Annotated in this window: 36 protein-coding genes; 33 read left to right on the plus strand and 3 right to left on the minus strand. The window is 63.7% G+C overall.

The annotated features are described in order from the left end of the window. Positions 1–23: 23 nt before the first annotated feature. The 27 genes from AB4Y42_RS34610 (at position 24) to AB4Y42_RS34740 (ending at position 14,321) form a co-directional block, all read left to right on the plus strand. Positions 24–482 carry a hypothetical protein gene (locus AB4Y42_RS34610; protein WP_368696683.1) on the plus strand — a complete coding sequence of 153 codons (459 nt, stop codon included), beginning with the start codon at positions 24–26 and terminating at the stop codon, positions 480–482. A 149-nt stretch (positions 483–631) separates the two neighbouring features. Then, positions 632–844, plus strand: coding sequence for a hypothetical protein (locus tag AB4Y42_RS34615; protein WP_368696684.1), 213 nt, complete (start codon positions 632–634; stop codon positions 842–844). Positions 845–851: 7 nt separating this feature from the next. Next, positions 852–1,064, plus strand: a complete 213-nt coding sequence (locus AB4Y42_RS34620; protein ID WP_368696685.1) for a hypothetical protein — start codon at positions 852–854, stop codon at positions 1,062–1,064. A gap of 1 nt (position 1,065) precedes the next feature. Continuing rightward, positions 1,066–1,341 (plus strand): hypothetical protein, encoded by a 276-nt coding sequence (locus AB4Y42_RS34625; protein ID WP_368696686.1) that lies wholly within the window; start codon positions 1,066–1,068, stop codon positions 1,339–1,341. Between the two features lies 1 nt (position 1,342). Beyond that, positions 1,343–2,191, plus strand: coding sequence for a hypothetical protein (locus AB4Y42_RS34630; RefSeq protein WP_368696687.1), 849 nt, complete (start codon positions 1,343–1,345; stop codon positions 2,189–2,191). Positions 2,192–2,276: 85 nt separating this feature from the next. Next, entirely contained in the window at positions 2,277–2,627 is a 351-nt protein-coding gene (locus AB4Y42_RS34635; protein WP_368696688.1) for a hypothetical protein, read from the plus strand. Between the two features lie 150 nt (positions 2,628–2,777). Continuing rightward, positions 2,778–3,224, plus strand: a complete 447-nt coding sequence (locus tag AB4Y42_RS34640; protein WP_368696689.1) for a hypothetical protein — start codon at positions 2,778–2,780, stop codon at positions 3,222–3,224. 49 nt (positions 3,225–3,273) lie between these two features. Then, entirely contained in the window at positions 3,274–5,067 is a 1,794-nt protein-coding gene (locus tag AB4Y42_RS34645) for a ParB/RepB/Spo0J family partition protein (protein WP_368696690.1), read from the plus strand. Then, positions 5,064–5,249: a hypothetical protein gene (locus tag AB4Y42_RS34650; RefSeq protein WP_368696691.1), complete on the plus strand. Its 186-nt coding sequence runs from the start codon at positions 5,064–5,066 to the stop codon at positions 5,247–5,249. Before AB4Y42_RS34645 ends, AB4Y42_RS34650 begins: the two co-directional genes overlap by 4 nt. Positions 5,250–5,300: 51 nt before the next feature. Further along, positions 5,301–5,768, plus strand: a complete 468-nt coding sequence (locus tag AB4Y42_RS34655) for a hypothetical protein (RefSeq protein WP_368696692.1) — start codon at positions 5,301–5,303, stop codon at positions 5,766–5,768. A gap of 65 nt (positions 5,769–5,833) precedes the next feature. After that, positions 5,834–6,367, plus strand: a complete 534-nt coding sequence (locus AB4Y42_RS34660; RefSeq protein WP_368696693.1) for a hypothetical protein — start codon at positions 5,834–5,836, stop codon at positions 6,365–6,367. Continuing rightward, a complete protein-coding gene (locus AB4Y42_RS34665) occupies positions 6,367–6,567 on the plus strand; it encodes a hypothetical protein (protein ID WP_368696694.1) in 201 nt (66 codons plus the stop codon). Before AB4Y42_RS34660 ends, AB4Y42_RS34665 begins: the two co-directional genes overlap by 1 nt. 24 nt (positions 6,568–6,591) lie before the next feature. Continuing rightward, entirely contained in the window at positions 6,592–7,020 is a 429-nt protein-coding gene (locus tag AB4Y42_RS34670; protein WP_368696695.1) for a hypothetical protein, read from the plus strand. Between the two features lie 2 nt (positions 7,021–7,022). Beyond that, positions 7,023–7,286, plus strand: coding sequence for a hypothetical protein (locus AB4Y42_RS34675; RefSeq protein WP_368696696.1), 264 nt, complete (start codon positions 7,023–7,025; stop codon positions 7,284–7,286). 1 nt (position 7,287) lies between these two features. Then, positions 7,288–7,554, plus strand: a complete 267-nt coding sequence (locus AB4Y42_RS34680; RefSeq protein ID WP_368696697.1) for a hypothetical protein — start codon at positions 7,288–7,290, stop codon at positions 7,552–7,554. Positions 7,555–7,561: 7 nt separating this feature from the next. Beyond that, positions 7,562–8,311 carry a hypothetical protein gene (locus tag AB4Y42_RS34685; RefSeq protein ID WP_368696698.1) on the plus strand — a complete coding sequence of 250 codons (750 nt, stop codon included), beginning with the start codon at positions 7,562–7,564 and terminating at the stop codon, positions 8,309–8,311. Next, entirely contained in the window at positions 8,301–8,873 is a 573-nt protein-coding gene (locus AB4Y42_RS34690; RefSeq protein WP_368696699.1) for a hypothetical protein, read from the plus strand. The genes AB4Y42_RS34685 and AB4Y42_RS34690 overlap by 11 nt, the downstream gene beginning before the upstream one ends. Next, positions 8,870–9,217 (plus strand): DUF4031 domain-containing protein, encoded by a 348-nt coding sequence (locus AB4Y42_RS34695; RefSeq protein WP_368696700.1) that lies wholly within the window; start codon positions 8,870–8,872, stop codon positions 9,215–9,217. The genes AB4Y42_RS34690 and AB4Y42_RS34695 overlap by 4 nt, the downstream gene beginning before the upstream one ends. Next, positions 9,214–10,230, plus strand: coding sequence for a DUF5131 family protein (locus AB4Y42_RS34700; RefSeq protein WP_368696701.1), 1,017 nt, complete (start codon positions 9,214–9,216; stop codon positions 10,228–10,230). The genes AB4Y42_RS34695 and AB4Y42_RS34700 overlap by 4 nt, the downstream gene beginning before the upstream one ends. Beyond that, positions 10,227–11,027 carry a hypothetical protein gene (locus AB4Y42_RS34705; RefSeq protein ID WP_368696702.1) on the plus strand — a complete coding sequence of 267 codons (801 nt, stop codon included), beginning with the start codon at positions 10,227–10,229 and terminating at the stop codon, positions 11,025–11,027. The genes AB4Y42_RS34700 and AB4Y42_RS34705 overlap by 4 nt, the downstream gene beginning before the upstream one ends. Then, entirely contained in the window at positions 11,024–11,494 is a 471-nt protein-coding gene (locus AB4Y42_RS34710; protein WP_368696703.1) for an ASCH domain-containing protein, read from the plus strand. Before AB4Y42_RS34705 ends, AB4Y42_RS34710 begins: the two co-directional genes overlap by 4 nt. After that, on the plus strand, positions 11,491–12,198 hold the full coding sequence (locus AB4Y42_RS34715; protein ID WP_368696704.1) for an HNH endonuclease signature motif containing protein: 708 nt from the start codon (positions 11,491–11,493) through the stop codon (positions 12,196–12,198). Before AB4Y42_RS34710 ends, AB4Y42_RS34715 begins: the two co-directional genes overlap by 4 nt. Continuing rightward, a complete protein-coding gene (locus AB4Y42_RS34720) occupies positions 12,191–12,451 on the plus strand; it encodes a hypothetical protein (RefSeq protein ID WP_368696722.1) in 261 nt (86 codons plus the stop codon). Before AB4Y42_RS34715 ends, AB4Y42_RS34720 begins: the two co-directional genes overlap by 8 nt. Continuing rightward, positions 12,451–13,065, plus strand: a complete 615-nt coding sequence (locus AB4Y42_RS34725) for a hypothetical protein (RefSeq protein WP_368696705.1) — start codon at positions 12,451–12,453, stop codon at positions 13,063–13,065. Before AB4Y42_RS34720 ends, AB4Y42_RS34725 begins: the two co-directional genes overlap by 1 nt. Next, the gene (locus AB4Y42_RS34730) at positions 13,058–13,411 is read left to right on the plus strand and encodes a hypothetical protein (protein WP_368696706.1); all 354 of its coding nucleotides are present in this window, start codon (positions 13,058–13,060) and stop codon (positions 13,409–13,411) included. Before AB4Y42_RS34725 ends, AB4Y42_RS34730 begins: the two co-directional genes overlap by 8 nt. Further along, entirely contained in the window at positions 13,408–13,671 is a 264-nt protein-coding gene (locus tag AB4Y42_RS34735) for a helix-turn-helix transcriptional regulator (protein WP_368696707.1), read from the plus strand. The genes AB4Y42_RS34730 and AB4Y42_RS34735 overlap by 4 nt, the downstream gene beginning before the upstream one ends. Positions 13,672–13,886: 215 nt before the next feature. Then, entirely contained in the window at positions 13,887–14,321 is a 435-nt protein-coding gene (locus AB4Y42_RS34740; RefSeq protein WP_069267452.1) for a hypothetical protein, read from the plus strand. Between the two features lie 18 nt (positions 14,322–14,339). On the opposite strand, the gene AB4Y42_RS34745 is transcribed toward AB4Y42_RS34740, so the two are convergent. Beyond that, the gene (locus tag AB4Y42_RS34745) at positions 14,340–14,861 is read right to left on the minus strand and encodes a hypothetical protein (protein WP_342923819.1); all 522 of its coding nucleotides are present in this window, start codon (positions 14,859–14,861) and stop codon (positions 14,340–14,342) included. A 671-nt stretch (positions 14,862–15,532) separates the two neighbouring features. On the opposite strand from AB4Y42_RS34745, the gene AB4Y42_RS34750 reads away from it, so the two are divergent. The 3 genes from AB4Y42_RS34750 to AB4Y42_RS34760 all read left to right on the plus strand — a co-directional run bounded on the left by AB4Y42_RS34750 (position 15,533) and on the right by AB4Y42_RS34760 (position 17,885). After that, positions 15,533–16,696 (plus strand): porin, encoded by a 1,164-nt coding sequence (locus AB4Y42_RS34750; RefSeq protein WP_368696708.1) that lies wholly within the window; start codon positions 15,533–15,535, stop codon positions 16,694–16,696. A gap of 194 nt (positions 16,697–16,890) precedes the next feature. Next, a complete protein-coding gene (locus AB4Y42_RS34755) occupies positions 16,891–17,247 on the plus strand; it encodes a sugar ABC transporter ATPase (protein WP_069267449.1) in 357 nt (118 codons plus the stop codon). A gap of 131 nt (positions 17,248–17,378) precedes the next feature. Beyond that, complete coding sequence (locus tag AB4Y42_RS34760; RefSeq protein WP_368691240.1) at positions 17,379–17,885, plus strand: metal-dependent hydrolase; 507 nt, start codon at positions 17,379–17,381, stop codon at positions 17,883–17,885. A 207-nt stretch (positions 17,886–18,092) separates the two neighbouring features. Here the strand turns inward: AB4Y42_RS34760 and AB4Y42_RS34765 are convergent, their stop codons facing one another. Beyond that, positions 18,093–18,296, minus strand: a complete 204-nt coding sequence (locus tag AB4Y42_RS34765) for a hypothetical protein (protein WP_368696709.1) — start codon at positions 18,294–18,296, stop codon at positions 18,093–18,095. A gap of 354 nt (positions 18,297–18,650) precedes the next feature. Here AB4Y42_RS34765 and AB4Y42_RS34770 point away from each other — a divergent pair, with 354 nt between their 5' ends. Continuing rightward, positions 18,651–19,313 carry a helix-turn-helix domain-containing protein gene (locus tag AB4Y42_RS34770; RefSeq protein ID WP_368696710.1) on the plus strand — a complete coding sequence of 221 codons (663 nt, stop codon included), beginning with the start codon at positions 18,651–18,653 and terminating at the stop codon, positions 19,311–19,313. 41 nt (positions 19,314–19,354) lie between these two features. On the opposite strand, the gene pcaQ is transcribed toward AB4Y42_RS34770, so the two are convergent. Next, entirely contained in the window at positions 19,355–20,371 is a 1,017-nt protein-coding gene (gene pcaQ, locus AB4Y42_RS34775; RefSeq protein ID WP_368696711.1) for a pca operon transcription factor PcaQ, read from the minus strand. Positions 20,372–20,513: 142 nt separating this feature from the next. On the opposite strand from pcaQ, the gene pcaH reads away from it, so the two are divergent. Continuing rightward, complete coding sequence (gene pcaH, locus AB4Y42_RS34780) at positions 20,514–21,218, plus strand: protocatechuate 3,4-dioxygenase subunit beta (protein ID WP_069267444.1); 705 nt, start codon at positions 20,514–20,516, stop codon at positions 21,216–21,218. 3 nt (positions 21,219–21,221) lie between these two features. Beyond that, positions 21,222–21,809: a protocatechuate 3,4-dioxygenase subunit alpha gene (pcaG, locus tag AB4Y42_RS34785; protein ID WP_368691236.1), complete on the plus strand. Its 588-nt coding sequence runs from the start codon at positions 21,222–21,224 to the stop codon at positions 21,807–21,809. The last annotated feature ends 65 nt before the right edge of the window (positions 21,810–21,874 follow it).

The following is a 21,874-nucleotide window of genomic DNA, read 5'->3' on the forward strand; positions in this document are numbered from 1 at the left end:
CCATTCACATAGCGGATCCATCCATGCTGAAGATCGGCACGCGCGCCGCGTTCCTGTCGATGCAAATCGCATCGATCTTCTGTTTTTCTCCTGGCGTTGCACACAGCGCGGGCTGCCACTTCAACACGCCTTATGCAATTGGCTGCACCTCTGCGGATGCAGCTGTCGTGGCGTATGAGCGATTTCACGGTGATCCCGCCGCGGTGCGCTCGAGCAATGTTCGCGCGCTCCTGCATCAGGCCCAATGCGTCATTCCCGGCGACGCATATCGTTCGATCAACCTTCAACTGATGAACGCGGGACGTGTCCCCACCGCGTCGCAATGGGTTGACGTGTTGTACGTCGACTACAACGACGGTGAATATCCGCTTTATTTCGCCAAGGCCTACGTCACGGGCAATTGTCCAAAGTTCGACCCCGCCGCATGCATTGGGCATATGGAGGGAGATCATTACGTCGACACGTGCCCCCGCCAGCAATAGCGGCCAAGCATCACCCGACACTGCAAGCCCGCCGCGTGCGGGCTTTTTTGCGCACTGAAACTTATGTGTGCTTAAATTTTTCTTGCCATTTCTATTTCAGGGTGCTTAAATTCGCTCCACCAGATCGCAACACGCACACGGAGCGAACGATGTCCCAGCAACAGCAAGCCAACCCCACCGCCAGCGCCCCTCGCGCCGGCGCGCGCGGCGTCCGCGCTCTTGTCCGGACTCTTCGCATCGCTCGCAACGTGTTCGCCGTGCTCGGCGTGCTCTTCGCCTACCTGCTCTACACGGGCTGGCAGCAGTACGAAGACCGCGTCGACGCCGGCGACACGACGTGCACCCTCACCCGTTGCCTGTGAGGTCGCGATGAAACCGACATTGCAAAGCGAGCTGCTCGACTGTATCCAGCGCGCGGCCGAATCGGCCGACGAGTTTGCGCGGAAGGTGCCCGACGCGAACCGCACGGAATATTTCGTCGCCTGTCTGTGCGGCGACCTGAGCGTCAAGTTTCCGAAGGTCGCGAAGGCTCTCGCCATCGGTGCTGGCTTGCAACATCTCGCTTGTGCGCAAGGAGACTGAAATGCGCCCGACGCCCACCCCCCTCCCCGACGAGCTGCTCGCGCAAGCATGCCGCACGCTCGGCGTCGAAGGCGCGCCGGACGAAGCGCTGCTCAATCCGGCGATCCGCGCCGCCGTGCAAGCGGCCGTCCGCGCCCAGATCGTCGGCCGCCCGCAGCGCCATGTCGGCCGTCACGTGACGCCGCGCGCTGAGTCCCGCACCCAAACCTGCTTCGCGTTCGACGACCAGATCGTCGACCGGAAGCGCCTCGCAGCCAATGACGCAGATGAGGAATGACATGAGCACGCTCGGATACCTCGGCCTCGCCACGATGGCCACTGGCTGCGTCGTCTGGACAATGACCGCCGTCGCGAAACGCTACGACGCCCACTTTTCCGCCCCCGCGAACGATGTATCGGGCTCTGACGGAGGCGCGGCCGCGGCGCGCCTTCCGCATGGGGTTTCCATGACGTCGATCGCGCTCCGGCAGGGTCTGCCGGAAATTCCGGTGCGTATGCGCGCGCTGCCGCTCGATTCCGGCGGCTATCCGGTTCCGTATTTCGTCGCTCGCATCGACGGCAAGCCGGACTTTCGCATCGCCGATACGGACAAGTTCGCGACGTGCATCTACTACAAGCGCTGCTGGATCTGTGGAACACAGCTCGGTCAGTACAAGGCATTCGTGATCGGACCGACGTCGGCCGTCAGCCGCACGTCTGGCGAGCCGCCCTGCCACATCGAGTGCGCGAAGTTCGCGGCACAGGTGTGCCCGTTCATCGTCAATCCGCGCGCCTCGCGCCGTGACTCGGGAATGCCCGTGAATAAGCAGGCACCGGCCGGAACGATGTTCGAACACAACCCGGGCGTCGCACTCGTCTGGGTCACGCGTGACTCGATGGCCGTGAGCATCCGCAATGGCGTGATCTTCCGCATGGGCGAGCCCGAGCAGACGTTCTGGTACCGCGAGGGCCGTCTAGCGAATCGAGACGAGGTGAAGGCGGCGCTCGAAACCGGCCTGCCCGCGCTCTACGACCTCGCGCACGACGAAGGCGAAGCCGCGGTGCTCGAGCTCGATACGGCTGTCGCCCGGGCGACGCGCTATTTCCCTCCGTACTCCACTGGCGCCGCGATCGCGATGCCCAGCTAACCAGGCTCTCAGGCGCGCGGCAATTTCCCCGACCGCGTGCTCTCGGTGGCGGCTCGTACAGCGCCCCATTTTTTAAGGATTCGAGATGAGCGAGCAAAAATTCGAGCAGTGGGCCTTGGTTGAATTGTTCGGACACCAACGCATTGCGGGCCGCGTGTCCGATCTCACGATCGGCGGCGAATCGTTCGTGCGCGTCGACGTACCGGCCTGCGAGGCCACCGACGACGAACCCGCGCTGCAGGCCTTCACGAAAGCCTTCGGCAAGGGCGCGATCTACGGGATCACGTTTCTCGACGAGGCTGCGGCTCGCCTGTTCGTCCGCCAGCTGCGTGTGCAGCCGATCGGCACGTGGGAGCTGAAGCGAGCGCTGCAGGATCTGCCCGTGGGAGGAGGTATGCAGCAGCTGAGCCTCCGCGATGAAGAAACCTCGTATTAGGCGCCGAGTCCCCTCACCGACCTTGTTCCAGCTCTTCGCCGCCGTCGACGACGGGAGCATGGACTTCAGGGACGCATACCGAATCGCCCGCGCGCAGCTGCGCGCCGCCAAGCGCCAGCGCATGACGCAATACTCGAAGAGAGCGAAGCCATGAAAACGATCTTCATCTTCAACGATTCCCGCCACACCGATCTCGCGATGCACATAACCGCGCTCGGTGAAGACGGGCGCCGCGTCGCAACGATCGTGTTCGACCGGAACACGGAGCCGCATCACGAATACGCCATGGGCTGCACGCACGAGCTCGGCGCGAACGTCGATCCTTCGATCTCGATCCCGGTGAACGACACGCGCCGTGATCTCTTCGCGTCGTATGACCGCATGTACGGCGCCGGCAACTGGATGCCGCTGCTGGTCCAGTCGGGGACCGACAAAGCCGAATGGCGCCACGCCCTCGAGCTCTACCGCGCGCACGCAGAGACCCGCGGCGCGCCGGAACCGCGCTTCAGCGCGACAGCGCTCGCACGGATCTTCGAAGCCGTCCTCGGCGCGACCGCGCCCGCTCCGGCTCCCGCCGCCGACCGCGTGGTGCATTGAACGCTCTTGAATGAGCGTGAATGACCCGAATAGATCAGGAGATTATTTCGTGCAGACCGAACAGGCATCCATCGAATTCAAGCGCCTCGGCGACATGCGCCCGTCGCCCACGAACCCGCGGAAGCGCTTCCCCGAGACCGAGCAGGCAGAGCTGACCGCCAGCGTGCGCAAGCACGGCGTGCTGCAGCCGCTGCTCGTGCGCCCGTGGCCGGATGACGATACGGGCCTGTTCGAGATCGTCGCCGGCGAGCGCCGATTCCGCGCCGCGAACACGGCTGGCCTCGCCGATATCCCGGTGCTCGTGCGCGAGCTCACGGACGACGAGGTGCTGCACATCCAGATCGTCGAGAACCTGCAGCGCAAAGATCTGCATCCGCTCGAGGAGGCCGACGGCTATAAGGTCCTCTCCGACCGCGGCCACACGCTCGAGCAGATCGCGGCCGAGGTCAGTCAGACGCGCACGTATGTCGCGCAACGCCTGAAGCTGTGCTCGCTCAATGCACAGACGCGCAAGCTGTTCTTCGAAGAGAAGCTGAACGCGAAAACCGCGCTGATGATCGCGCGCCTGCCCACCGATCTGCAGGACAAAGCGGCGAAAGAACTCACTGCGCCATATACCAACGGTGAGCCGCGATCGGTCAAGGCGGCGTCCGAGCACATCGAGCGCATGTATATGCTCCGACTCGACCAGGCGCCGTTCAAGACGGCCGACGCCGCGCTCGTGCCCGCGGCCGGCGCATGCGGCCCGTGCCCGAAGCGCACCGGGAACCAGCCCGAGCTGTTCGAAGACGTGCGCGGCAAAGAGATCTGCACGGATCCGGCGTGCTTTGCGAAGAAGCGCGAAGCCGCGGCCGCACAGAAGCGCGCTGACGCCGAAGCCGCCGGGCGCACGGTCATCACCGGAAAAGACGCGAAGGCCGCACTGCCAAACCAATATAGCCAGTTGCAGGGCGGCCTGGTGAAGCTCGATGACACCTGCTACGAGGACCCGAAACGTCGCTCGTATCGCCAGATCATCGGCGCCAAGGGCGTGAAGGCAGCGGCGCTGCTGGAGAGCCCGCACGACGGCAAGCTGATCGACGTCATGCCGAAGGCCGATCTGAAGAAGGCACTCGCCGATAAGGGCATCGAAGCCCGCAGCGCTGGCACGTCGAACCCGTCGCAGTCGGCCGAGCTCGCGAAGAAGAAAAAGGCCGATGCATATCGCGGCGAGCTCTTCCGCCAGGTGCGCGAGAAGCACGAGGGATATGGGCTCGACGACTTCGATCTCAAAATCGTCGCCGTCACGTTCTATCGGCGGCTGTGGAACGAAAACCAGAAGCGTCTCTGCAAGCTCTACGACTGGGGCAAGTCCGCCATCAGTGAAGCGGACTTCGCAAAGAAGCTCGACGAGCTGGCGAAAGATTCGGAAGCGCTCGGCCGGATGGTGATGGACATCGCGCTGATCGACGAGTCGGTCGCGCCCACCTATTCAACCGGTAAGCCGGAGCTGCTCGAGGCGATCGCGATCGAGCGCGGCATTGACCCGGGCGTCGTGCGAAAGCAGGTTGAGACCGACATGCGGCCGAAGCCGAAGGAAAAGCCGGCGCCGGCGAAGAAGATGCCTCCTGCGGCGCCGAAGCCGATCGCGAAGGCTGCACCGGCAACGCCGGCACCGGCGAAGAAAGTCGCTGCAAAGAAGGTAGCTGCGAAGAAAACGCCTGCTGTGAAGGCGCCTGCAGCGAAGAAGACAGCAACTAAACCACGCGCCGATGCGCCAGCTGCGACCAAGGCGGCGCTAGTCGAGAACGCTAAGCGGGATCTGAAAAAAGCATGGCCCTTCCCCAACACCGGACGGCCATGAACGAAGAACTCATCGAACTCGCGCGCACCGCCGGTATGTTCGTCCAGCTCGACGCAGTGATCGGGAATCAGCTGTATTCGAGCGTGAGCGGTTCGCTAGAGGCACTGCGTCGCTTCGGCGAAGCGTATGTCGAGCTGCAGCGCCGCACGACCGGCGCGTTGGATCAGCAGAAGAAGATTTGAAGGACCGGGCGCGGACGGACCACCGCGCAAAACCAACCTACGGAGATCTACATGAAGCGCATCACTTTTGCATTTGCAGCAGCCCTCGCACTCGCCGCGGCGCCCGTCGCTTTCGCCGGCAATGGCAACGGCAATAACGGCAACGGGAATGGCAACTACGGCGCGACGAGCTCGTTCTCGTTCAGCGGTGGTTTCGGGTCGTCGGTCAGCACGTCGGGCGGCTCGCAGGCCGAAGCCGGCCAGAACGGCAACGGCTATTCGTCGCAGTGGAGCAATTCGAGCGGCGGCGGCTATGCCGTCGGTGGCACGGCGATCGGCGCGGGCGTCGGTGGCTATGGCATGAGCGGCATCGGCGCCGGCGCGTCGGGTTCGTTTGGCTATACGGGCAGCACGTCGAGCGCGAACGCAGGCGGCTATACGAACGGCAGCGGCTATGGCGACAGCAAGTCGGGGGTCGGCACCGACGTCTCGTCGTACGGCTACTCGAACGTCAACGGCAGCTATTCCTACGGCAACTGATGAAAAGGGCCTTCGGTACGGCTAATACCGAAGGCCCCGTGCAACCACCGTTGGGGGTGACAACAATGAAACAGAATTTCATCATCGCGGCGTCGATTGTACTCCTGGCTCATGCGGCCGGAGCGATCGCACAGACGTCGACGTCGGCGAGCGCAACGCAAAACTCGGCATCGACCTCGACTGCGCAAGGGACCATCCAGTTCAGCCAAGAGCCGGAGCACACCTCGCAGACCGTGCGCAACGTATCGGCGCCCGTGCTCGGCGCGTACGCAGCGAGCTTCTCGCAAATGAACTGCGGCCAGACCGTCCAGTTCGGCGGCGCGATCGCCGGCGTCTCGCTCGTCGGGGGCGCGTCGCACAGCCTGCAGGATTGCAAGCTCGAAGTCGCGGCCGCCGAGACGGTCCGTCAGTCGACCGTCACGGAAGACGTCGACGTGAAGGCGAAGCTGCAGAAGGCAGCAGTGCTCATCCGATGCCAGGTGTCGAAAGAAGTCTACGACGCCTATCTCGCGGCCGGCTTCGACTGCGCGCTGAAACCCGAAGAGCTCCAGTCGCGCACCGATACCCAGCCTGCCAACTATCGCGTCGCAGGCAACTGATGAACGTTGAACGAAAGCGCCGGCGCGATGCCTTCATCGAGCAAAGCCGGCGCTATCTCTTCGCGAACGAGCCGACGACTGAGCAGCTGCATGCATTCGTTCAGTCGTTCGCGGAGATGGTGTCATGCGATCGCGCGGAGCCAGTGCGCGTCGTGATCGGGAAGGTCGCAATCGAGCGCAATCAGCATCGCATGCGTTAGCGCTTCAGTACGGAGGAACAGTCAATGGATACACAGGATAAAGGTAACCAGTCTCCCATAGATGGCGACCAAGGTTCGACGCTCCGCGTCCGGCCCGAAGAAGTCATCTGCACGGTTGCCGGCGTCACGCTTTTCGGCTCGGCCGACAACGTGCGCGCCGCGCGCGCGGCACTCGAGGCAGGTCCACTGCCCACCTACCCCGACGAGCTCACGCCCGAGCTGCGCGAGGTGCTCGGCTGGATGTGCTTCCAATGCATTTCCATCGCACAGGCGATGCGCGCGGCGGGAATCGACGTCAAGAAAAAGGCCGAAGACGAGCAGGCTCACGTGCTGCATTGGATGGTGAAGCTCGTGCTGCGTCACGGCGCTAACTGGCGCAAGGAAGGCGTGAAGGATATCGAAGCATGGCGCGAAGCCGCGCACGCTCGGTCCCCGCAATCCAATGGAGCGTGAGCATGATCATCATCTCCGAAAAGAGGCGCTTCCATATGCGCCTCGACGTGCGCGGCGCGCTGACGAACTGGAGCAAAAGAGATTTTCGCAACATGTTCAAGCACGACGACGGCCGCACGATGACGCCGGATGAAGCGAAGGCCGAGCTGCTCGAGCAGCTCTCTAAGGGCCACAACTTTATTCCGCTCGGCGCGTGCGACAACTTCGATCACAAAGAGCACGGCTGCCTTGGCCATCCCGTCGACGAACCATCAGAGAGCCAGTGATATGGCGACGAGATCGAAGCGCCAGCTTAGCCGCGATATCGCATGCATCCGAATCGGATTCGAGCATTACCTGCTTGACGCCGACAAGGCGATGCAGGTCCTCAAACTCATGCGCGAATCTATTTCGTGCGATCGCCAGTTCGGCGGCCGACGCATGCGCTATGTCGCCGGCACAGCGCCGGAGCTCGAGCTCTCGATGATTCAAGCATCCGAAGTCGTCATGCCGAGCGATCAGTTGGTCCTCGAAGATATGAGTTGGCCGAAGTGAGGAAACGATGACACACACAGTTTCGACTCTCGAGATCTCCGAGCGCGCGTTTAAAGAGATCGCCGATAAACTCCGCGTTGCAGGATGTGGGCATCTCTTCCTGGCCGATGGCTCGATTGATATGTACGGTATCGGCCTTGTGCGCGGCGCGGCTCTTGCCCCTTCCGATGCAGCGGGAGCGGTGCAATCTGACTGGGCACATAAGCTCGTCCAGCGACATGCGAATGCCGCGCGAGCGCTCGAGCACATGTACACCGAAAAGAACATCGAGCGTTTGAAAGCAGTCGGCGCGGAGCTCGAATCAGCGCTCGCCGCTCCCGTCGCCCCTGCTGCGGTAGCGCCGTTCGTTATCACAGAACTGGCCGCAGCCGAGTGGGCGTCGCGCCACGACATCGAACACGTACTGAAGGACTTCGCCACGCAGCGCAGCGCAATCGAGGATGCGAGCACGCTTCATCTAATCGACGCCGCCCCTACGCCTACCGTCGCCGCAGATGCTGCGGTATGCCCGGGCTGCGATGGCGAAGGGACGGTCGATGGTGATGTTGGTGGGCCGTGCTACTGCCAGATGGATGCGCAGGAAGGCATGCCTACCTTCAGAGCGTCCCCAACAAAGCGCGCAGCATTCGAGGCTTGGGCTAAACCTCGCGGCTATGACCTGACCCGGTGCTCTCCAGTGACATATGCCGCTTACAAAAGCGATGTGACGAATGCCGCCTTGGCAGGATGGCTGGGGAGAGACCGCCATGGCAATTGAAAAGCCGCAATGCGACTGTCTCAACGACTGCGGTGATGATCGCCAACGCATCGAAAGCGGCGAGGTCGAGCCGTGCGAGTACTTCAAGCGATCCGTCGCCGAGCGCGAGGCACGCGCGGCCGCAGCGCGCGCGAGCGCAGCTGCGGTTCGCACGCTCGAGGCGAAGGGCTACACCTATACGGACGGCGCCGAGCAGTGGAAACCGCCGCGCGGCAAACCTCCAGCATGGGTCGCGCACGATACCGCGGCGGCTCGCGACGTGCTCGCCGAGCGCGCGCGCCAAGTCTCCGTCGAGGGCTTCTCGCCCGAGCGCGATGATCGCCACGATCCCGGCGTTCTCGCATCCGCTGGCAGTGCATACGCGATCGCGGCAGCAGATTTCATCTACCCCGCGTCGCAAGGCGACGGCGGCTTCTATGCGAACCCGCCCGATACATGGACGTTTCATGCGCGCTGGTGGAAGCCGAAAGATCCTCGCACGGCTCTCGTGAAGGGTGCAGCCCTGATCCTCGCCGAGATCGAGCGCCTCGACCGCGCGGCACCAAAGGAGCCCGAGGCATGAGCGTCTACGTCGATGACATGCGCGCCGCGTATGGCCGCATGGTGATGTGCCACATGATCGCGGACACCGACGAGGAGCTTCATGCGATGGCCGATCGCATTGGCGTCGCCCGGCGTTGGTGGCAAGCGCCTCCGAAGCACGACAGCCACTACGACATCGCCCTGAGCAAGCGCGCGATCGCAATCGCCGCCGGCGCGATCGAGATCACATGGCGCCAGTGTGGCGCCATGGCGATGCGGCGCCGTATCACGGGTGAGCTCGGCTCGCATGCAGATGCGATGGACTGGCAGCAAAAGTGGTACGCGGAACGCCGCGCGGCGTCACTTCAGGGAAGCATCGAATGAGCGAGAACAGCAAAATCGAATGGACCGACGCCACCTGGAACCCGGTGCGCGGTTGCGCGCGGGTTTCGCCCGGGTGCACGAACTGCTACGCCGAGCGCGTCGCGATGCGGTTCCGCGGAACCGGTCAGCCATATGAAGGCCTCGTGCGCGTAACGTCACAGGGCCCGAAGTGGGAAGGCAACGTACAGCTGATCCACGAGAAGCTTGAGGAGCCGATGAGCTGGCGCCGCCCGCGCCGCGTATTCGTCAATAGCATGTCGGACCTCTTTCACGAGGATGTGCCGTTCGAATATATCGACAAGGTATTCGCGATCATGTGCCGCGCGCGCGAGCACACGTTTCAGGTGCTGACTAAGCGTGCGGACCGCATGCTCGAGTATATGAGCGACCCTCATCGTCATGGATGGGTGCTCGCCGCATCTCACTCGAACGAGATCCGGATAGCTGCAATGGAATGGTGCCAATGGCCTGCACCGAACGTCTGGCTGGGCGTCAGCATCGAGGACCAAATGCGCGCGGACGAACGGATCACGAAGCTGCTGATGACGCCGGCGCGCATTCGCTTCCTGTCGATGGAACCGCTTCTCGGGCCGGTCGACTTGCAACCGTGGTTCGATCCGACCGGTATGTGCTGCGGGCAAGAGATGCAATCGTGCGAGGACTGCCCTGCCGATGCCGAGTGGATTCACGGCCCGACGACCGAATACGCAGAAGACGGCTATAGCTCCCCTTCGATTGACTGGGTGATCGTCGGTGGCGAGAGCGGCCCCGGCGCGCGCCCGATGAATCCGGACTGGGCTCGATCGCTGCGCGACCAGTGCGCGCACGCCGGCGTCCCTTTCTTCTTCAAGCAATTTGGGGAGTGGGCGCCCGCGCCCGAAATCAACGATGCGAGCGGCGGCATGTTCCATCGCTTCGATGATGAAACGTGGGTCCAGCGCCTCGGGAAAAAAATCGCCGGGCGGCTCCTCGACGGGCGCACCCACGACGAATTCCCAAGAGGTGCCCAATGAAAACGCACGACGTTCGCGCCGCGCTCCGCGCGCGCTTCTGCGCGCCTGAGTGGGCGCTCTTCTTCGAGGTCGGCGACGCGACCGGTGGTCGCCACAACCGGTGGGCCGATGCGGTCGCAATCAACCTCTACCCCTCCCGCGGGCTTGAGATCCACGGCTTCGAGATCAAGGTCTCGCGAAGCGATTGGCTCCGTGAGCTGAAGAACCCAGAGAAGTCGGCGCCCGTGCAGCAATATTGCGATCGCTGGTGGATCGTCTGCCCGGCAGGCGTCATCGTGCCCGGTGAACTGCCGCCGACGTGGGGGCAATACGAGATCCAGACGGGAAGCAAGATTCGACAGGTCGCCGCGGCGCCGAAGCTCTCGGCGCAGCCGGTCACCCGCAATTTCGTCGCGGCGATGCTGCGCCGTGCCAATGAGATCGACAACGGTCTCGTGGAGGCAGCCGTATCGGCCGAGGTTCAGCGGCTGCGAGATGGTGATGAGAAGCGGATCGCTCGCGAGATTGAATCGCGGACCTCGCACGTCACCGATCTGCAGGCGCAGATCGAACAAATCGAGCGTGTGAGCGGCATCAAGATCCATCGCTGGGGCAGCAGCGAGGAGATTGGCAGAGCGGTCCGCGCGGTGATGGCCAGCGGCGTCCTGAAGAGCTACGGGGGCATGAACGCCGTGCGCGAGCATGCCGCCAGCATCGTGAAGCACTGCGACGAAGCTCTGGCCGTTTTTGCAGTCCCGCCGGCGCCCGATGAGACTGCTGCGCCGTCCGTCGAAGAGCCGACCGGAGATCTCGCATGAAGGCTCTTTCTATCCGCCAGCCGTGGGCGTGGCTCATCGTGCGTCCCGACCTGACCGGCGCTGCGCGCGAAGTCGCGATCGAGGCCTGCAAGCTGAAAGACATCGAAAACCGCACCTGGCCGACACGACTCCGCGGACGATTCCTGATCCACGCGAGCAAGACGATGACGCGCGCCGAATATGACGACGTGGAGGCCTTTCTCGACTACTTCGATGTCGACATCGCACTGCCCGGGCAAGAAAAGCTTCACCGCGGCGGGATCGTCGGCGCCGCGACGCTCACCGATTGCATTCCGTCGGCGAGACGAACTTCGACGTGGCACATGGAGGGCCAATGGGGTTTCCTCCTCGAAGACGTGAAGCCCGTGCCGTTCGTCGAATGCAAGGGCGCGCTCCAGTTCTTCGATGTCCCCGCCGACGTCGCGACACAGTTGCGCCAGATGCACGACATGGGAGTGATCGCGTGAACGGCGAGCCCTGGAGCCCCGAGGACCTCCTCAAGTTGGCGCGCGAATACGCCGACCGGCCGACGAAGGACATCGCCGCCGAGCTCGGCGTGAGCGAGGCTCGTGTCTATTCGAAGGCAAGCGGGCTCGGGCTGCACAAATCGGAGGCGTTCTACGAGTCCGACAAATCCGGGCGCATGCAGCGCGGACGGACGCACCCAGCGATGATCGCGACGCAGTTCAAGCCCGGGCATGTGCCTTGGACCAAGGGCACTAAAGGCGTCGCTGGCCAGCACCCAAACTCACGCCGCACGCAGTTCAAGAAAGGTGAGATGAGTGGCGCGGCGCAGCACAACTATGTGCCGATCGGCAGCTACCGGCTGAGCAAGGACGGATACCTCGAGCAGAAGGTCACCGACGACCCGAACCTCGTACCGGCACGGCGCTGGGTCGGCGTGCACCGTCTCGTCTGGGAAGCAGCGAACGGCCCGATCCCGGACGGTCACGTGGTGGCTTTCCTGCCCGGGCGCCGAACCAACGTACTGGACGAAATCACCATCGATGCGCTTGAACTCGTCCACCGCGGCGAGATGGCGCGTCGCAATCATCCGCGGGCGCGTAGCCCAGAGCTGGCGAAGCTGGTCCAGCTCAAAGGCGCGATCACGCGGCAGGTCAATCGCATCGCCCGCGAGGCGAAGGAGAAGGACAGTGAGCACGATGAATGACATGCGCGAGCACCTGATGCAGACGCTTGCGGCGCTTCGCGACAAGGAAAATCCGATGGACATCGACCGGGCCAAGGCGGTCGCGCACGTCGCGAGCGTGCTCGTCGACACCGCGAAGGTCGAGGTCGAATACATCAAGGCGACCGATGCGATCGGCGGCTCGGCGTTCATGGACAACCAGAAGCGGCTGCCCGGCGACAGTCCCTCGGCAGTCGAGCGCACGCCTACCGGGCTCGTCCACAGGGCAAAGTGATGACGCAGACTACCGCCCATCCTCTTCAGTGGCCGGCCGGCCGCAAGCGAACTGATCGCTGGTCACGAGAACACGCGAAGTTCGACGTGACGCTCGCGCGAGCCCGCGACAACATCGTCGCCGAGATCACCCTCCTCTGCGGCGGCCGCTATGCGCGTGACCCTGAGATCGTCATCAGCTCGAATCTGAAACTTCGACAAGACGGCCTGCCGCTCGCCAACCAGCGCGCGCCAGAGGACGTCGGCGTCGCCGTCTACTTCACCTACAAGAAACGGCAGATGTCGTTCGCCTGCGATCGGTGGCTGAAGATCGAGCACAACATGCAGGCGATCGCCAAGACGATTGAAGCGCTGCGCGGCATCGCGCGATGGGGGACTGGCGACATGCTCGAGGCAGCATTCACCGGCTTCACGGCGATCGCGACGCCCAGCGCGCCGCGCCATTGGCGGGAAGTGATCGGCGTGCCGCCAACGGAGCGGGATCTCGGCGTCGTGCGAGCCGCATACCGCCGCCGCGCCTCTGTCGCACACCCGGACAAGGGCGGCACGCACGAGGCCATGACGGAGCTGAATACGGCCCTCGCGGCGGCCGAGCGGGAGCTGGGCCATGGCTGAGACCGCCCCGCTCATCTCATCGCAGCGCTTCCTCGACCCGGCTAGGGTCGCGGACAAGGCCGGCCGCTTCCGGGTGTTCATAGTCCGCGTGGCCGAGTTCGAGCTGCGCGGCCGCCGGTACCGGATCCTCGTCGACGGGCATCACACCCTGGCCGCGGCGCGCGCCGCCGGCGTCTCGCCGACGTGGCGCGGTCCGCCAGCGAAGTGGGAGCGCATTCAGCGCACCATGCCGCCAGCCGATTTCGAACGTTTCCTGATCAACAACCTGACCGACTCCGACTGGTACTACGTCGACACCGGCGAAGTCGTCACCGAACTTCTCGCCTACGAGGGCCAAAGCAAATGAGCACCGTCCTGCCGAAGCTGTACCGGATCAACGAAGCCGCCGCCGCGCTCGGCGTCTCGCGGAACACGATCTACAGATTTGCGAAAATGGGAAAGCTGACGCGCGTTCAGATCGGGGAAAATTCGTCCGGAATTACTGACGAAAGCCTCCGCGCGCTGATGGTGAGCGGCGTGGTAGCCCGGGAGGTAGCTGAGGGCGAAACCACCACCATGAACGATACGCAGGCCTTTGAAAACAAAGGACAAAGGTATCATTCATGATATATTCGCGCAATATATACGCCTTCCAGAAATCTTGCAGGTATTCCGACGATCGTCCCACTTTTTGCTTGTGGTTCTGTAAGGCAAAGCGCTAGATCGGCTCCCGCGGCGCCGCAAGCGAAGTTGCCCGAACACGCGTAGAGTGCAACCCTTCGCGCCAGCCCGGACGTTTTGCGTCCAACGGCTCCGGCGCACGCACTTTCGCCATTCACGTAATGAAACGCTTTACCTTTGCCGCCCTTTTTCTCGCTGTCCTGACGCTTCTCGCCGGCAACGCCCGCGCCGCCGCCATCGACGATTCGCTGACCTGCAGCGAGTCCGCACACGACTTCATCTCCGGGCTGATCACGCAAAACCTGATCGATCCGAAGCCCATGAAGGTCGAAAGCAATTCGATCAACGCATTCTGGCCCGCGCGCGGCCAGCACATGACGGCCTATGGCTTCAGCGTGTTCGCCATCGTGGGTTTCCAGAAGGACGACCCGCTCTTCAAGACCGGCGACGGCACACCCATCGCCCCATCCGCCTACGGCGCCGTCGTGGTCGGCACCCAGACGAGGGTGCAGGCAGCCCTCACGGCGGCAGGCAATAACGCTATCGTCCACCATGCCGGACCGCTATTGACTGCGATCTTCTGCAAGCAGGAGTAAGCGGGCAGGCTCTGAGATTTACTCGATGCGCCCGAAGCCGCCTTCGGCCCAGGCTTCGGCGCGCGCTTTCGTGAGCTTGAAGTTCGGCGCGACGCGCGCCTGAGCGAGCTGCTCGCCGAACGCGTCGATCGCGCTGACGAGCGCGTAGGGCTCGTACTCGTCGGGAACGATGTCGAGCGTCACGTCCACGTCGCCTTCGGCGGTCTGTACGCTCACGCGCTTGTGCAAGAGCGCGCGCAATTGCTGCTCGTGCCGGCGCAGCACCTCCGAAGCGGTCTTCACGAGCGTGTTGAACGCCGACGTATCGAGCGGCTTGGGATTCTTCTTGTCACGGCCCATGGTCCACGGGCCGACGAGTGCAGGCTCCGGCTCGCCGTCCTTGATCATTTCGACGGCCCAGCCGTCGTCGTCCTCGTTCTTGATCACGCGCGCGGTCCAGCCGTCCTTGCGCCACAGGCGCGCTTCCTGGATCACCTCGGCTTCGGCTGCGAGGTCATCGGCGGGGAAATCGGGATCGGTTGCGGGTGAGGAATCGGTCATGGCGGGGCTTTCATCGGGTTCTGCGCGGGACTTGCCCGTCGCGGGGCAAGGGCAAGATTCTACCCGGATCGCGTCGCGCGTCGGGCGCCACGTCTTTCTATCCAGCCGGTTCGGATTATCGCGCCACCAAACCAGAATATAGGCCGGCGATTTTAATCATTGCGTTTTCCGCAACGCACCATTCCGCCTTGCGCATTAATTTAAAATATTTCCCGCAGGCAAAAAAAACGCGGCCCGAGAGCCGCGTAAAAACAGATGAAAAAAGACCACCCTTGGTCGAGGGCTGCAGAAATTGTACCGCCGCACAATGCGTGTGTTCACTTCATGATCTGGAACAGTACCTTTCACCAAACGACAAGAATCGCGCTTGAAAAAGCGTTGAATTCGCGCTAGGCCAGCTCCTGCGCGCGTTTGCCGCATCGTCGCGGGTGCACAACGGATTATCCAGATCGACCATTTTGTCGCACCCGATAATCCAATAGAAAAACGCTTTATATGCAGTCACTTACGGCTATTAATGCCAATCGCGAAATGAGATGGATGCATTGTTGCGTCGATTTGCGTAAATACATCGAATACCGGGCCTACACTTCGTTGCGAATCATCCGGGCACGAAATCGATTTTCAGAATATTCGGCCTGAGATTCCCCAAGTTCTGACCGGAGAAAAACATGAAAAAAGCACTCATTGCTGCAGGCGTCCTCAGTGCATTTGCCATCAGCGCCCATGCGCAAAGAACCGTCACCCTTTACGGCTCGCTCGACGCCGGCATCGTCTACGCGAACAACGTCGGCGGCCACAGCCTGTGGGCTCAGGGCAGCGGCGCCCTCTCGAACAACTACTTCGGCTTTCGCGGCGCCGAAGACCTGGGCGGCGGCCTGAAGGCGATCTTCACCCTCGAGAGCGGTTTCAATCTCAACAACGGCGGCTACAAGAACGGCGACAGCGGCTTCAATCGCCAGGCCTGGGTCGGCCTGCAGAGCGACCGGTTTGGCACGCTCACGCTCGGCCGGCAATATGACTCGATGGTCGATTACCTCTCGCCGCTCTCGGAAGCCGGCGCGGGCTTCGGCAACAATCTCGCGGGCCACCCGTTCGACAACGACAACCTCGCGCAAAGCTATTCGATCAAGAACTCGGTCAAGTACGCCAGCGCGAACTACGCGGGCTTCCAGTTCGGCGGCCTGTACGGCTTCAGCAACGACGCGAGCGGCTTCGCGAATGGCCGCGCATGGAGCGTGGGCGCATCGTACGGCAACGGCCCGCTGAACTTCGCAGCCGCCTACTCGCAGCAGAACAACTCCGGCGGCCTCGGCGCCGCGAACAGCGCGGCCTCGGCCGACCAGAACATCTCGGCACGGCTGCAGCGCTCGTTCGGCGCGGGTGTGAACTACACCTACGGCCCGGCACAGGTTGGCTTCGTATGGACGCACTCGCAGATCGACGGCATGCAGAGTCTCTCGAGTGGCGGCAGCGCGCCGCTGCCTGGCCTCTCGGGCCTGAACCTGCACGTCGACAACTACGAGATCAACGGCGCTTACCATCTGACGCCCGCCCTGGCGTTCGTCGGCTCCTACACGTTCACCGACGGCACGGTCACGGGCAACGGCGGCAACAACAGCCCGAAGTGGCACACCGTGCTGGTTGGCACCGACTACTCGTTGAGCAAGCGCACGGACGTCTATCTCGCCGGCGTCTATCAGCACGCTTCGGGCTCGCTCGGCTATAACGCCGACGGCTCGGGCATCGCGAACGTCGCTGCGATCAATACGCTCTCGCCTTCTTCGACGAGCAACCAGGTGGCCGCGACAGTCGGTTTGCGTCACCGCTTCTGATCGCCAGGAGTTGGGCAAATGCGGCGCGACCCGCCGCGCCGCCCTGCCTTTGCGAAACGCACATGCGCCACAAGCGCATGTGCGTTTTTTCCTGTTGCCTGTTGCATCTTTTTACGTCTGCGTGGGCCTTGATTCAGATCAGCGTGCGTATACTTATTGGCATAATCCGCTGCTTCGATATTGTCACGTCGCCTATGAAAACGCTCACGCAACGACTCCTCGCCGCGACTCCGCTCGCGCTCATCGCCGCTTGTGGATCGACACCGCCGTCCGGCACCGCTTCGAACGGCGAACCGATGATCTACGCTTCGTCGGCGCGATCGGCTTCGTCGGTCGCGAGTTGCCTCGAAGACCGCCTGCCGCACGTGCACAGTTCGCGCGACGGCAATACGACCGAACTGAGCGTGGGCTCGCGCTCGGACGCGTCGTACTTCGTCACGCTCACGCCGAACGGCCACGGCTCGGTCATTCGCGTCACGCACGGCGCGTCCGCGTCGAACGATCCGCCCGAAGAAGAACTGCGCTTCGACGTAGCGCGCTGCACGACCTGACGCGCGAACGGCTGGCGCGTGCACCGCACGCGCCACACGACGTTCCGCATGTCGCCCGCGTGTCACCCCTGTCATAACGGCGACACATCTGCGAAGATTGCGCCCCCTTCGACTTCGCAACTCACCGCTTCATGGCATCAGGCACCGCACATCACGCCACGGGTTGGGCCGCCGGCGTCATCGCCGCCGCAATCGTCACGCGTCAGGGCGCCGATAGCGCCTGGCATCTCTACGCCGCGCTCGCGTTCGCGGCGGGTGTCGCGGGCGGTTCGGCGCCCGACTGGCTCGAGGTCGCCTGGTGGCGCAAGAAGCGGCGCCTCTGGATCACGCATCGCACGTTCACGCACTGGGGCATCGGCTGGATCGCGTTGCTCGTGTGGTCGTATCACAAACTCGGGCACCTGCCGCTCGCGGCGCCCGCGTTCGGCTTCGCCTGCGGAGGCGTGATCCACCTGTTCGCCGACTGGCCCAATCCGCTCGGTGTGCCGTGGATCTTTCAGCGGCACTCGCTGAACTGGTGGCGCAGCGGACGTTGCGACCTGATCGTCGTCGCCGCGTCATGGGTGGCCGCGTGGTTTTTCGCCGTGCATGGGGTGCCGCACGACTGGTCGCTCGCGCCGTTGCGACGGCTCGTCTGATTGGTCAGGTTTGCCTGGTAACCGGCGCCGGTGCGGAAAACGCCGGGAGTCATGCAGCCGGTGCAGCGCCGATTAACAATCGTCGGAACTGATCAGGCGCCACATCGCCCATTAATCATGGCGACGTTTATTATCGTGTTAATCCAGACCAAAATAAAAACGGCGCCCTTTTAAGGGACGCCGCCTCTGAATCGCGTCACGCGGTATTCAGGCGTTCTCTTCGCACTCCGCGCGCCCCATGCGGTAGCCGACGATCAACCCGGCGTCGTACGCCGACTCCAGCGCGCGGCCAATATCCTCGGCGCTCACGAGGTGCGCGTCGGCGGTCGGCTTCCCGGTCAGTTCGAAGCTCTCGATTCCGAGCGTTCTTCGCGAGATTGCCATCAACAATTCGAGTCGTTCGTCATGCATTTTGCGCTCTCCACTTGATCTACATCATCTGATTACAATGATAAATATCAAAATCCGTGGGAGCCGCGGCGCATGGACGCATATTGAGGCCTTATTCTAATATCAAACCCAGTAAATCTTTAAAATTTGTTAAAACATCGACGGATTAATTTTTAAAGATCGTTAAATCGAATCGTTTTAATTCGCAATTGAACAGGGCGTCGATGCGTGACGGCTCGCCCCATACCGCCGAGCCAACGTCGCAGACCGGCCGGCCAGGCGAGGTCAGCGCTTCGCGCGGGCAACCGTTTGATATGATCGGTAAGACATCGCGGGGCCCAACCAGGGCTTTTCGTCAGCATTCGAACGTAGCCCATGGATTCCACGCTCACCCCATCCGCCAGCACGGCGACCACCGACCTCGGCCGCCGCGTGCGCGCCGCGCGCGTCGCCCAGGACCTGACGCTCGATACGGCCAGCCGCCTGTGCGGCGTCTCGCGCTCGACCCTGTCGAAAGTCGAAAACGGCCTCATGTCGCCGACCTTCGACGTGCTGCAAAAGATCGTCAGCGGGCTCAGAATCGACCTGGCCGAGCTGTTCGGCACCCCGCCCAGGCTCAATGCCGGCGGCCGCCGCGCACTCACGCGCAACGGCGCGGGTCAGCGCCACGCCTATCGCGGCTATCAGATGGAGTTGCTCGCCACCGATCTCGCGCACAAGGCGATGCTGCCGTTTCGCATCCGCATCACCGCGCATTCGCTCGACGCGTTCGACGACTGGGGCCGCCACGAAGGCGAAGAGTTTCTCTACGTGATCAGCGGCAGCGTCTGCCTGTATTCGGAGCTCTACGCGCCCACCAATCTGGAAGCCGGCGACAGCCTCTACTTCGACAGCCGCACCGGCCACGCGGCCATTTCGACGAGCGAGGTAGACGCCGAAGTGCTGTGGATGGCCACGAGCGCGCGCCTGCCCGGCGTCGCGCCGGAAGCGTCGGCAACCTCGAAGTCACGCGCCAGGGCGAAGCTCACGGCCGGCTGAATCCGGCGCGCAGTGTCGGGTCTGCGGGAACCGCGAAGCCCTCAACCCCCGGCGTCGGGCGAAAGCTTGCCAGCGGAAGGGTTGGCAGCGCGCGCACGCCGCGTCCGCGGCGCCGCTGAGCCATCCGGCCGCACGTCGCGCTCGCGCGCCGCACGCCGCACGGCCTCGATCAGCGCGCGACCGGCAGGCGTGGGCTGGGTATCGGTCCGCTGAATCACCCCCACCGGCTCTTCGCCGCCCGCGGAAGGCAATGGCAACCGCACCAGCGTCCCGCGCCGCAGGTCATACTCGACGGCGCCGGCGGGCACGAACCACACCGCGTCGTTCTGGAGCGCGAGCGCGCGCCCCACGGAAACCGACAGCAACTCGACGAACGCCGACAGCGGCGGCGCGCCCCAGGCGGCAAGCAGACTGTCAGCCGCCTGGCGGATCAACGTGCCGAACGGCGGCAACACGAGTGGAAACGAGGCGAGTTGCGCCGGCAGCCCCGCCCCCTGCGCGAGCGGATGCCCCGCGCGCACCACCACGGCGAGCGGCTCGTTGTACAGCTGCTCGAAGCTCAGGCCCACCATGCGCTCGGGGTCGGCCAGACGGCCCACCGCGAAGCTGATCGCGCCTGTCTTCAGCCGCTCGAGCAGTTCGGTGTTGGCCCCCGTCACCAGCCGCACGCTCACGCGCGGCCATTCCTCGCCGAAGTGGCGCAACGCACCGGGCAGCAACGCCGTCGCCACAGTCGGCAGCACGCCGATATCGAGCGTCGCGGCCACCGCGCCTTCGTCGCGCGCGAGCAAGGCCACGCCCTGGCGCAGCGCGCTCATGCAGGCGCTCGCGTGCGGCATGAAAAGCTGCCCCTCGCGCGTGGGCACCGCGCCGTGCCGGCCGCGCTCGAACAGCTTCACGCCCAGCACGAGCTCCAGCTCGGCGATCGTCTTCGACACGGCGGGCTGCGTGACCGAAAGACTCTCGGCGGCCTGCTGCACGCTGCCCATCTGCGCCACGGCAAGAAAACACTGGAGATGACGGAATTTGACGCGTCCGTCCGCGAGCCGGTTTTGCATAACGGTTCGTTATACGAGATGCGAAAAAACATCATTTTGCATAACTTTTCGCTTTGGATAAAGTGGCGGCATCGGGTCGCACCGCCAACCGTTGCCGGCGCCAGGCCCCCTTCCCCCAATAATCCAACCCAGGAGACACCCCATGGACGAGTCCATCCTGTCGCCGCGCGACTTCGACTCGCACCCCGCGTACGTTTATCCGCCGTACCGTTCGTCGGTCAAACGCGGCCCCACGCTCCCGCTCATCCCCCTGAAGGAAAAGCTGCGCAACCAGCACGCGCCCGTGTACGGCACCGACGACCTCGGCGCGCTCGATCACGACCTCACGCGCAACGCGGCCAGGAATGGCGCGCCGCTCGGCGAGCGCATCATCGTGACGGGCCGCGTGCTCGACGAAGGCGGCAAGCCGGTGCGCAATACGCTCGTCGAGATCTGGCAGGCCAACGCCGCCGGCCGCTATGTCCACAAGCAGGACCAGCACGACGCGCCGCTCGATCCCAACTTCCTCGGCGCCGGCCGCGCGATCACCGATAACGACGGCCGCTATCGTTTCCTCACGATCAAGCCGGGTGCATATCCCTGGGGCAATCACCCGAACGCGTGGCGTCCGAATCACATCCACTTCTCGCTGTTCGGCGACTACTTCGGCTCGCGTCTCGTCACGCAGATGTATTTCCCCGGCGACCCGCTGCTCGCGTTCGACCCGATCTATCAGGGCACGCCCGAAGACGCACGCGAGCGCATGATTTCGCGCTTCTCGCTCGACACCACCGAAGAAGGCTACGCACTCGGCTACGAATTCGACATCGTGCTGCGCGGCCCGAACCAAACCCCCACGGAGCGTTGAACCATGGCACTCAAGGAAACGCCTTCGCAAACGGTCGGCCCGTACTTCGCCTACGGCCTGTGTCCGCAGCAATACGATTTCGACCTGAAGAGCCTCTTCACGGCCAACGTGGTCGAGCCCGAAACGCCGGGCGAGCACATTACGCTGATCGGCCGCGTGATCGACGGCGACGGCAACGCCGTGTTCGACGCGATGCTCGAGTTTTCGCAGGTCGACGCAAACGGCCGTTATCCGGCTTCGCGCGAGGCAATCGCCAAAGACGGCTTCCGCGGTTTTGCACGCGTGGGCACGGGTACGGATGCGCAGCACCGCTTCATCGTGCACACCGTGAAGCCGGGCGTCGAGAACGCCGGCGAAGCGCCGCATCTGAACGTGATCGTGATGATGCGCGGGATGCTCACGCACACCTTCACGCGCATCTACTTCGAAGACGAAGCCGCCGCGAACGCCGCGGACCCGGTGCTCTCGGCCGTGCCCGCCGCGCGCCGCGACACGCTGATCGCGCGCCGTAGCGAGCAGGCCGGCAGCATCGTCTACACGTTCGACATCCGCATGCAGGGCGAACAGGAAACGGTGTTCTTCGATCTTTGATGCATCGGCGGCGATGCGAGCCGAGTCGCGCGGACTTTCACGTGGCTTTCATGAATTGGCCCTAT

It is taken from the genome of Paraburkholderia sp. EG286B, assembly GCF_040965655.1.
Taxonomy (GTDB): Bacteria; Pseudomonadota; Gammaproteobacteria; order Burkholderiales; family Burkholderiaceae; genus Paraburkholderia.

Coding starts and splice junctions, on each gene's coding strand:
- AB4Y42_RS34640 (WP_368696689.1), top strand. CDS start 2,778: ATGAAAACGATCTTCATCTTCAACGATTCCCGCCACACCGATCTCGCG.
- AB4Y42_RS34725 (WP_368696705.1), top strand. CDS start 12,451: ATGACGCAGACTACCGCCCATCCTCTTCAGTGGCCGGCCGGCCGCAAG.
- pcaH (WP_069267444.1), top strand. CDS start 20,514: ATGGACGAGTCCATCCTGTCGCCGCGCGACTTCGACTCGCACCCCGCG.
- AB4Y42_RS34730 (WP_368696706.1), top strand. CDS start 13,058: ATGGCTGAGACCGCCCCGCTCATCTCATCGCAGCGCTTCCTCGACCCG.
- AB4Y42_RS34740 (WP_069267452.1), top strand. CDS start 13,887: ATGAAACGCTTTACCTTTGCCGCCCTTTTTCTCGCTGTCCTGACGCTT.
- AB4Y42_RS34615 (WP_368696684.1), top strand. CDS start 632: ATGTCCCAGCAACAGCAAGCCAACCCCACCGCCAGCGCCCCTCGCGCC.
- AB4Y42_RS34675 (WP_368696696.1), top strand. CDS start 7,023: ATGATCATCATCTCCGAAAAGAGGCGCTTCCATATGCGCCTCGACGTG.
- AB4Y42_RS34620 (WP_368696685.1), top strand. CDS start 852: ATGAAACCGACATTGCAAAGCGAGCTGCTCGACTGTATCCAGCGCGCG.
- AB4Y42_RS34765 (WP_368696709.1), bottom strand. CDS start 18,296: ATGCATGACGAACGACTCGAATTGTTGATGGCAATCTCGCGAAGAACG.
- AB4Y42_RS34770 (WP_368696710.1), top strand. CDS start 18,651: ATGGATTCCACGCTCACCCCATCCGCCAGCACGGCGACCACCGACCTC.
- AB4Y42_RS34690 (WP_368696699.1), top strand. CDS start 8,301: ATGGCAATTGAAAAGCCGCAATGCGACTGTCTCAACGACTGCGGTGAT.
- AB4Y42_RS34665 (WP_368696694.1), top strand. CDS start 6,367: ATGAACGTTGAACGAAAGCGCCGGCGCGATGCCTTCATCGAGCAAAGC.
- AB4Y42_RS34635 (WP_368696688.1), top strand. CDS start 2,277: ATGAGCGAGCAAAAATTCGAGCAGTGGGCCTTGGTTGAATTGTTCGGA.
- AB4Y42_RS34655 (WP_368696692.1), top strand. CDS start 5,301: ATGAAGCGCATCACTTTTGCATTTGCAGCAGCCCTCGCACTCGCCGCG.
- AB4Y42_RS34700 (WP_368696701.1), top strand. CDS start 9,214: ATGAGCGAGAACAGCAAAATCGAATGGACCGACGCCACCTGGAACCCG.
- AB4Y42_RS34760 (WP_368691240.1), top strand. CDS start 17,379: ATGGCATCAGGCACCGCACATCACGCCACGGGTTGGGCCGCCGGCGTC.
- AB4Y42_RS34710 (WP_368696703.1), top strand. CDS start 11,024: ATGAAGGCTCTTTCTATCCGCCAGCCGTGGGCGTGGCTCATCGTGCGT.
- AB4Y42_RS34625 (WP_368696686.1), top strand. CDS start 1,066: ATGCGCCCGACGCCCACCCCCCTCCCCGACGAGCTGCTCGCGCAAGCA.
- AB4Y42_RS34745 (WP_342923819.1), bottom strand. CDS start 14,861: ATGACCGATTCCTCACCCGCAACCGATCCCGATTTCCCCGCCGATGAC.
- AB4Y42_RS34630 (WP_368696687.1), top strand. CDS start 1,343: ATGAGCACGCTCGGATACCTCGGCCTCGCCACGATGGCCACTGGCTGC.
- pcaG (WP_368691236.1), top strand. CDS start 21,222: ATGGCACTCAAGGAAACGCCTTCGCAAACGGTCGGCCCGTACTTCGCC.
- AB4Y42_RS34670 (WP_368696695.1), top strand. CDS start 6,592: ATGGATACACAGGATAAAGGTAACCAGTCTCCCATAGATGGCGACCAA.
- AB4Y42_RS34660 (WP_368696693.1), top strand. CDS start 5,834: ATGAAACAGAATTTCATCATCGCGGCGTCGATTGTACTCCTGGCTCAT.
- AB4Y42_RS34685 (WP_368696698.1), top strand. CDS start 7,562: ATGACACACACAGTTTCGACTCTCGAGATCTCCGAGCGCGCGTTTAAA.
- AB4Y42_RS34680 (WP_368696697.1), top strand. CDS start 7,288: ATGGCGACGAGATCGAAGCGCCAGCTTAGCCGCGATATCGCATGCATC.
- pcaQ (WP_368696711.1), bottom strand. CDS start 20,371: ATGCAAAACCGGCTCGCGGACGGACGCGTCAAATTCCGTCATCTCCAG.
- AB4Y42_RS34755 (WP_069267449.1), top strand. CDS start 16,891: ATGAAAACGCTCACGCAACGACTCCTCGCCGCGACTCCGCTCGCGCTC.
- AB4Y42_RS34610 (WP_368696683.1), top strand. CDS start 24: ATGCTGAAGATCGGCACGCGCGCCGCGTTCCTGTCGATGCAAATCGCA.
- AB4Y42_RS34650 (WP_368696691.1), top strand. CDS start 5,064: ATGAACGAAGAACTCATCGAACTCGCGCGCACCGCCGGTATGTTCGTC.
- AB4Y42_RS34705 (WP_368696702.1), top strand. CDS start 10,227: ATGAAAACGCACGACGTTCGCGCCGCGCTCCGCGCGCGCTTCTGCGCG.
- AB4Y42_RS34735 (WP_368696707.1), top strand. CDS start 13,408: ATGAGCACCGTCCTGCCGAAGCTGTACCGGATCAACGAAGCCGCCGCC.
- AB4Y42_RS34720 (WP_368696722.1), top strand. CDS start 12,191: ATGAATGACATGCGCGAGCACCTGATGCAGACGCTTGCGGCGCTTCGC.
- AB4Y42_RS34750 (WP_368696708.1), top strand. CDS start 15,533: ATGAAAAAAGCACTCATTGCTGCAGGCGTCCTCAGTGCATTTGCCATC.
- AB4Y42_RS34695 (WP_368696700.1), top strand. CDS start 8,870: ATGAGCGTCTACGTCGATGACATGCGCGCCGCGTATGGCCGCATGGTG.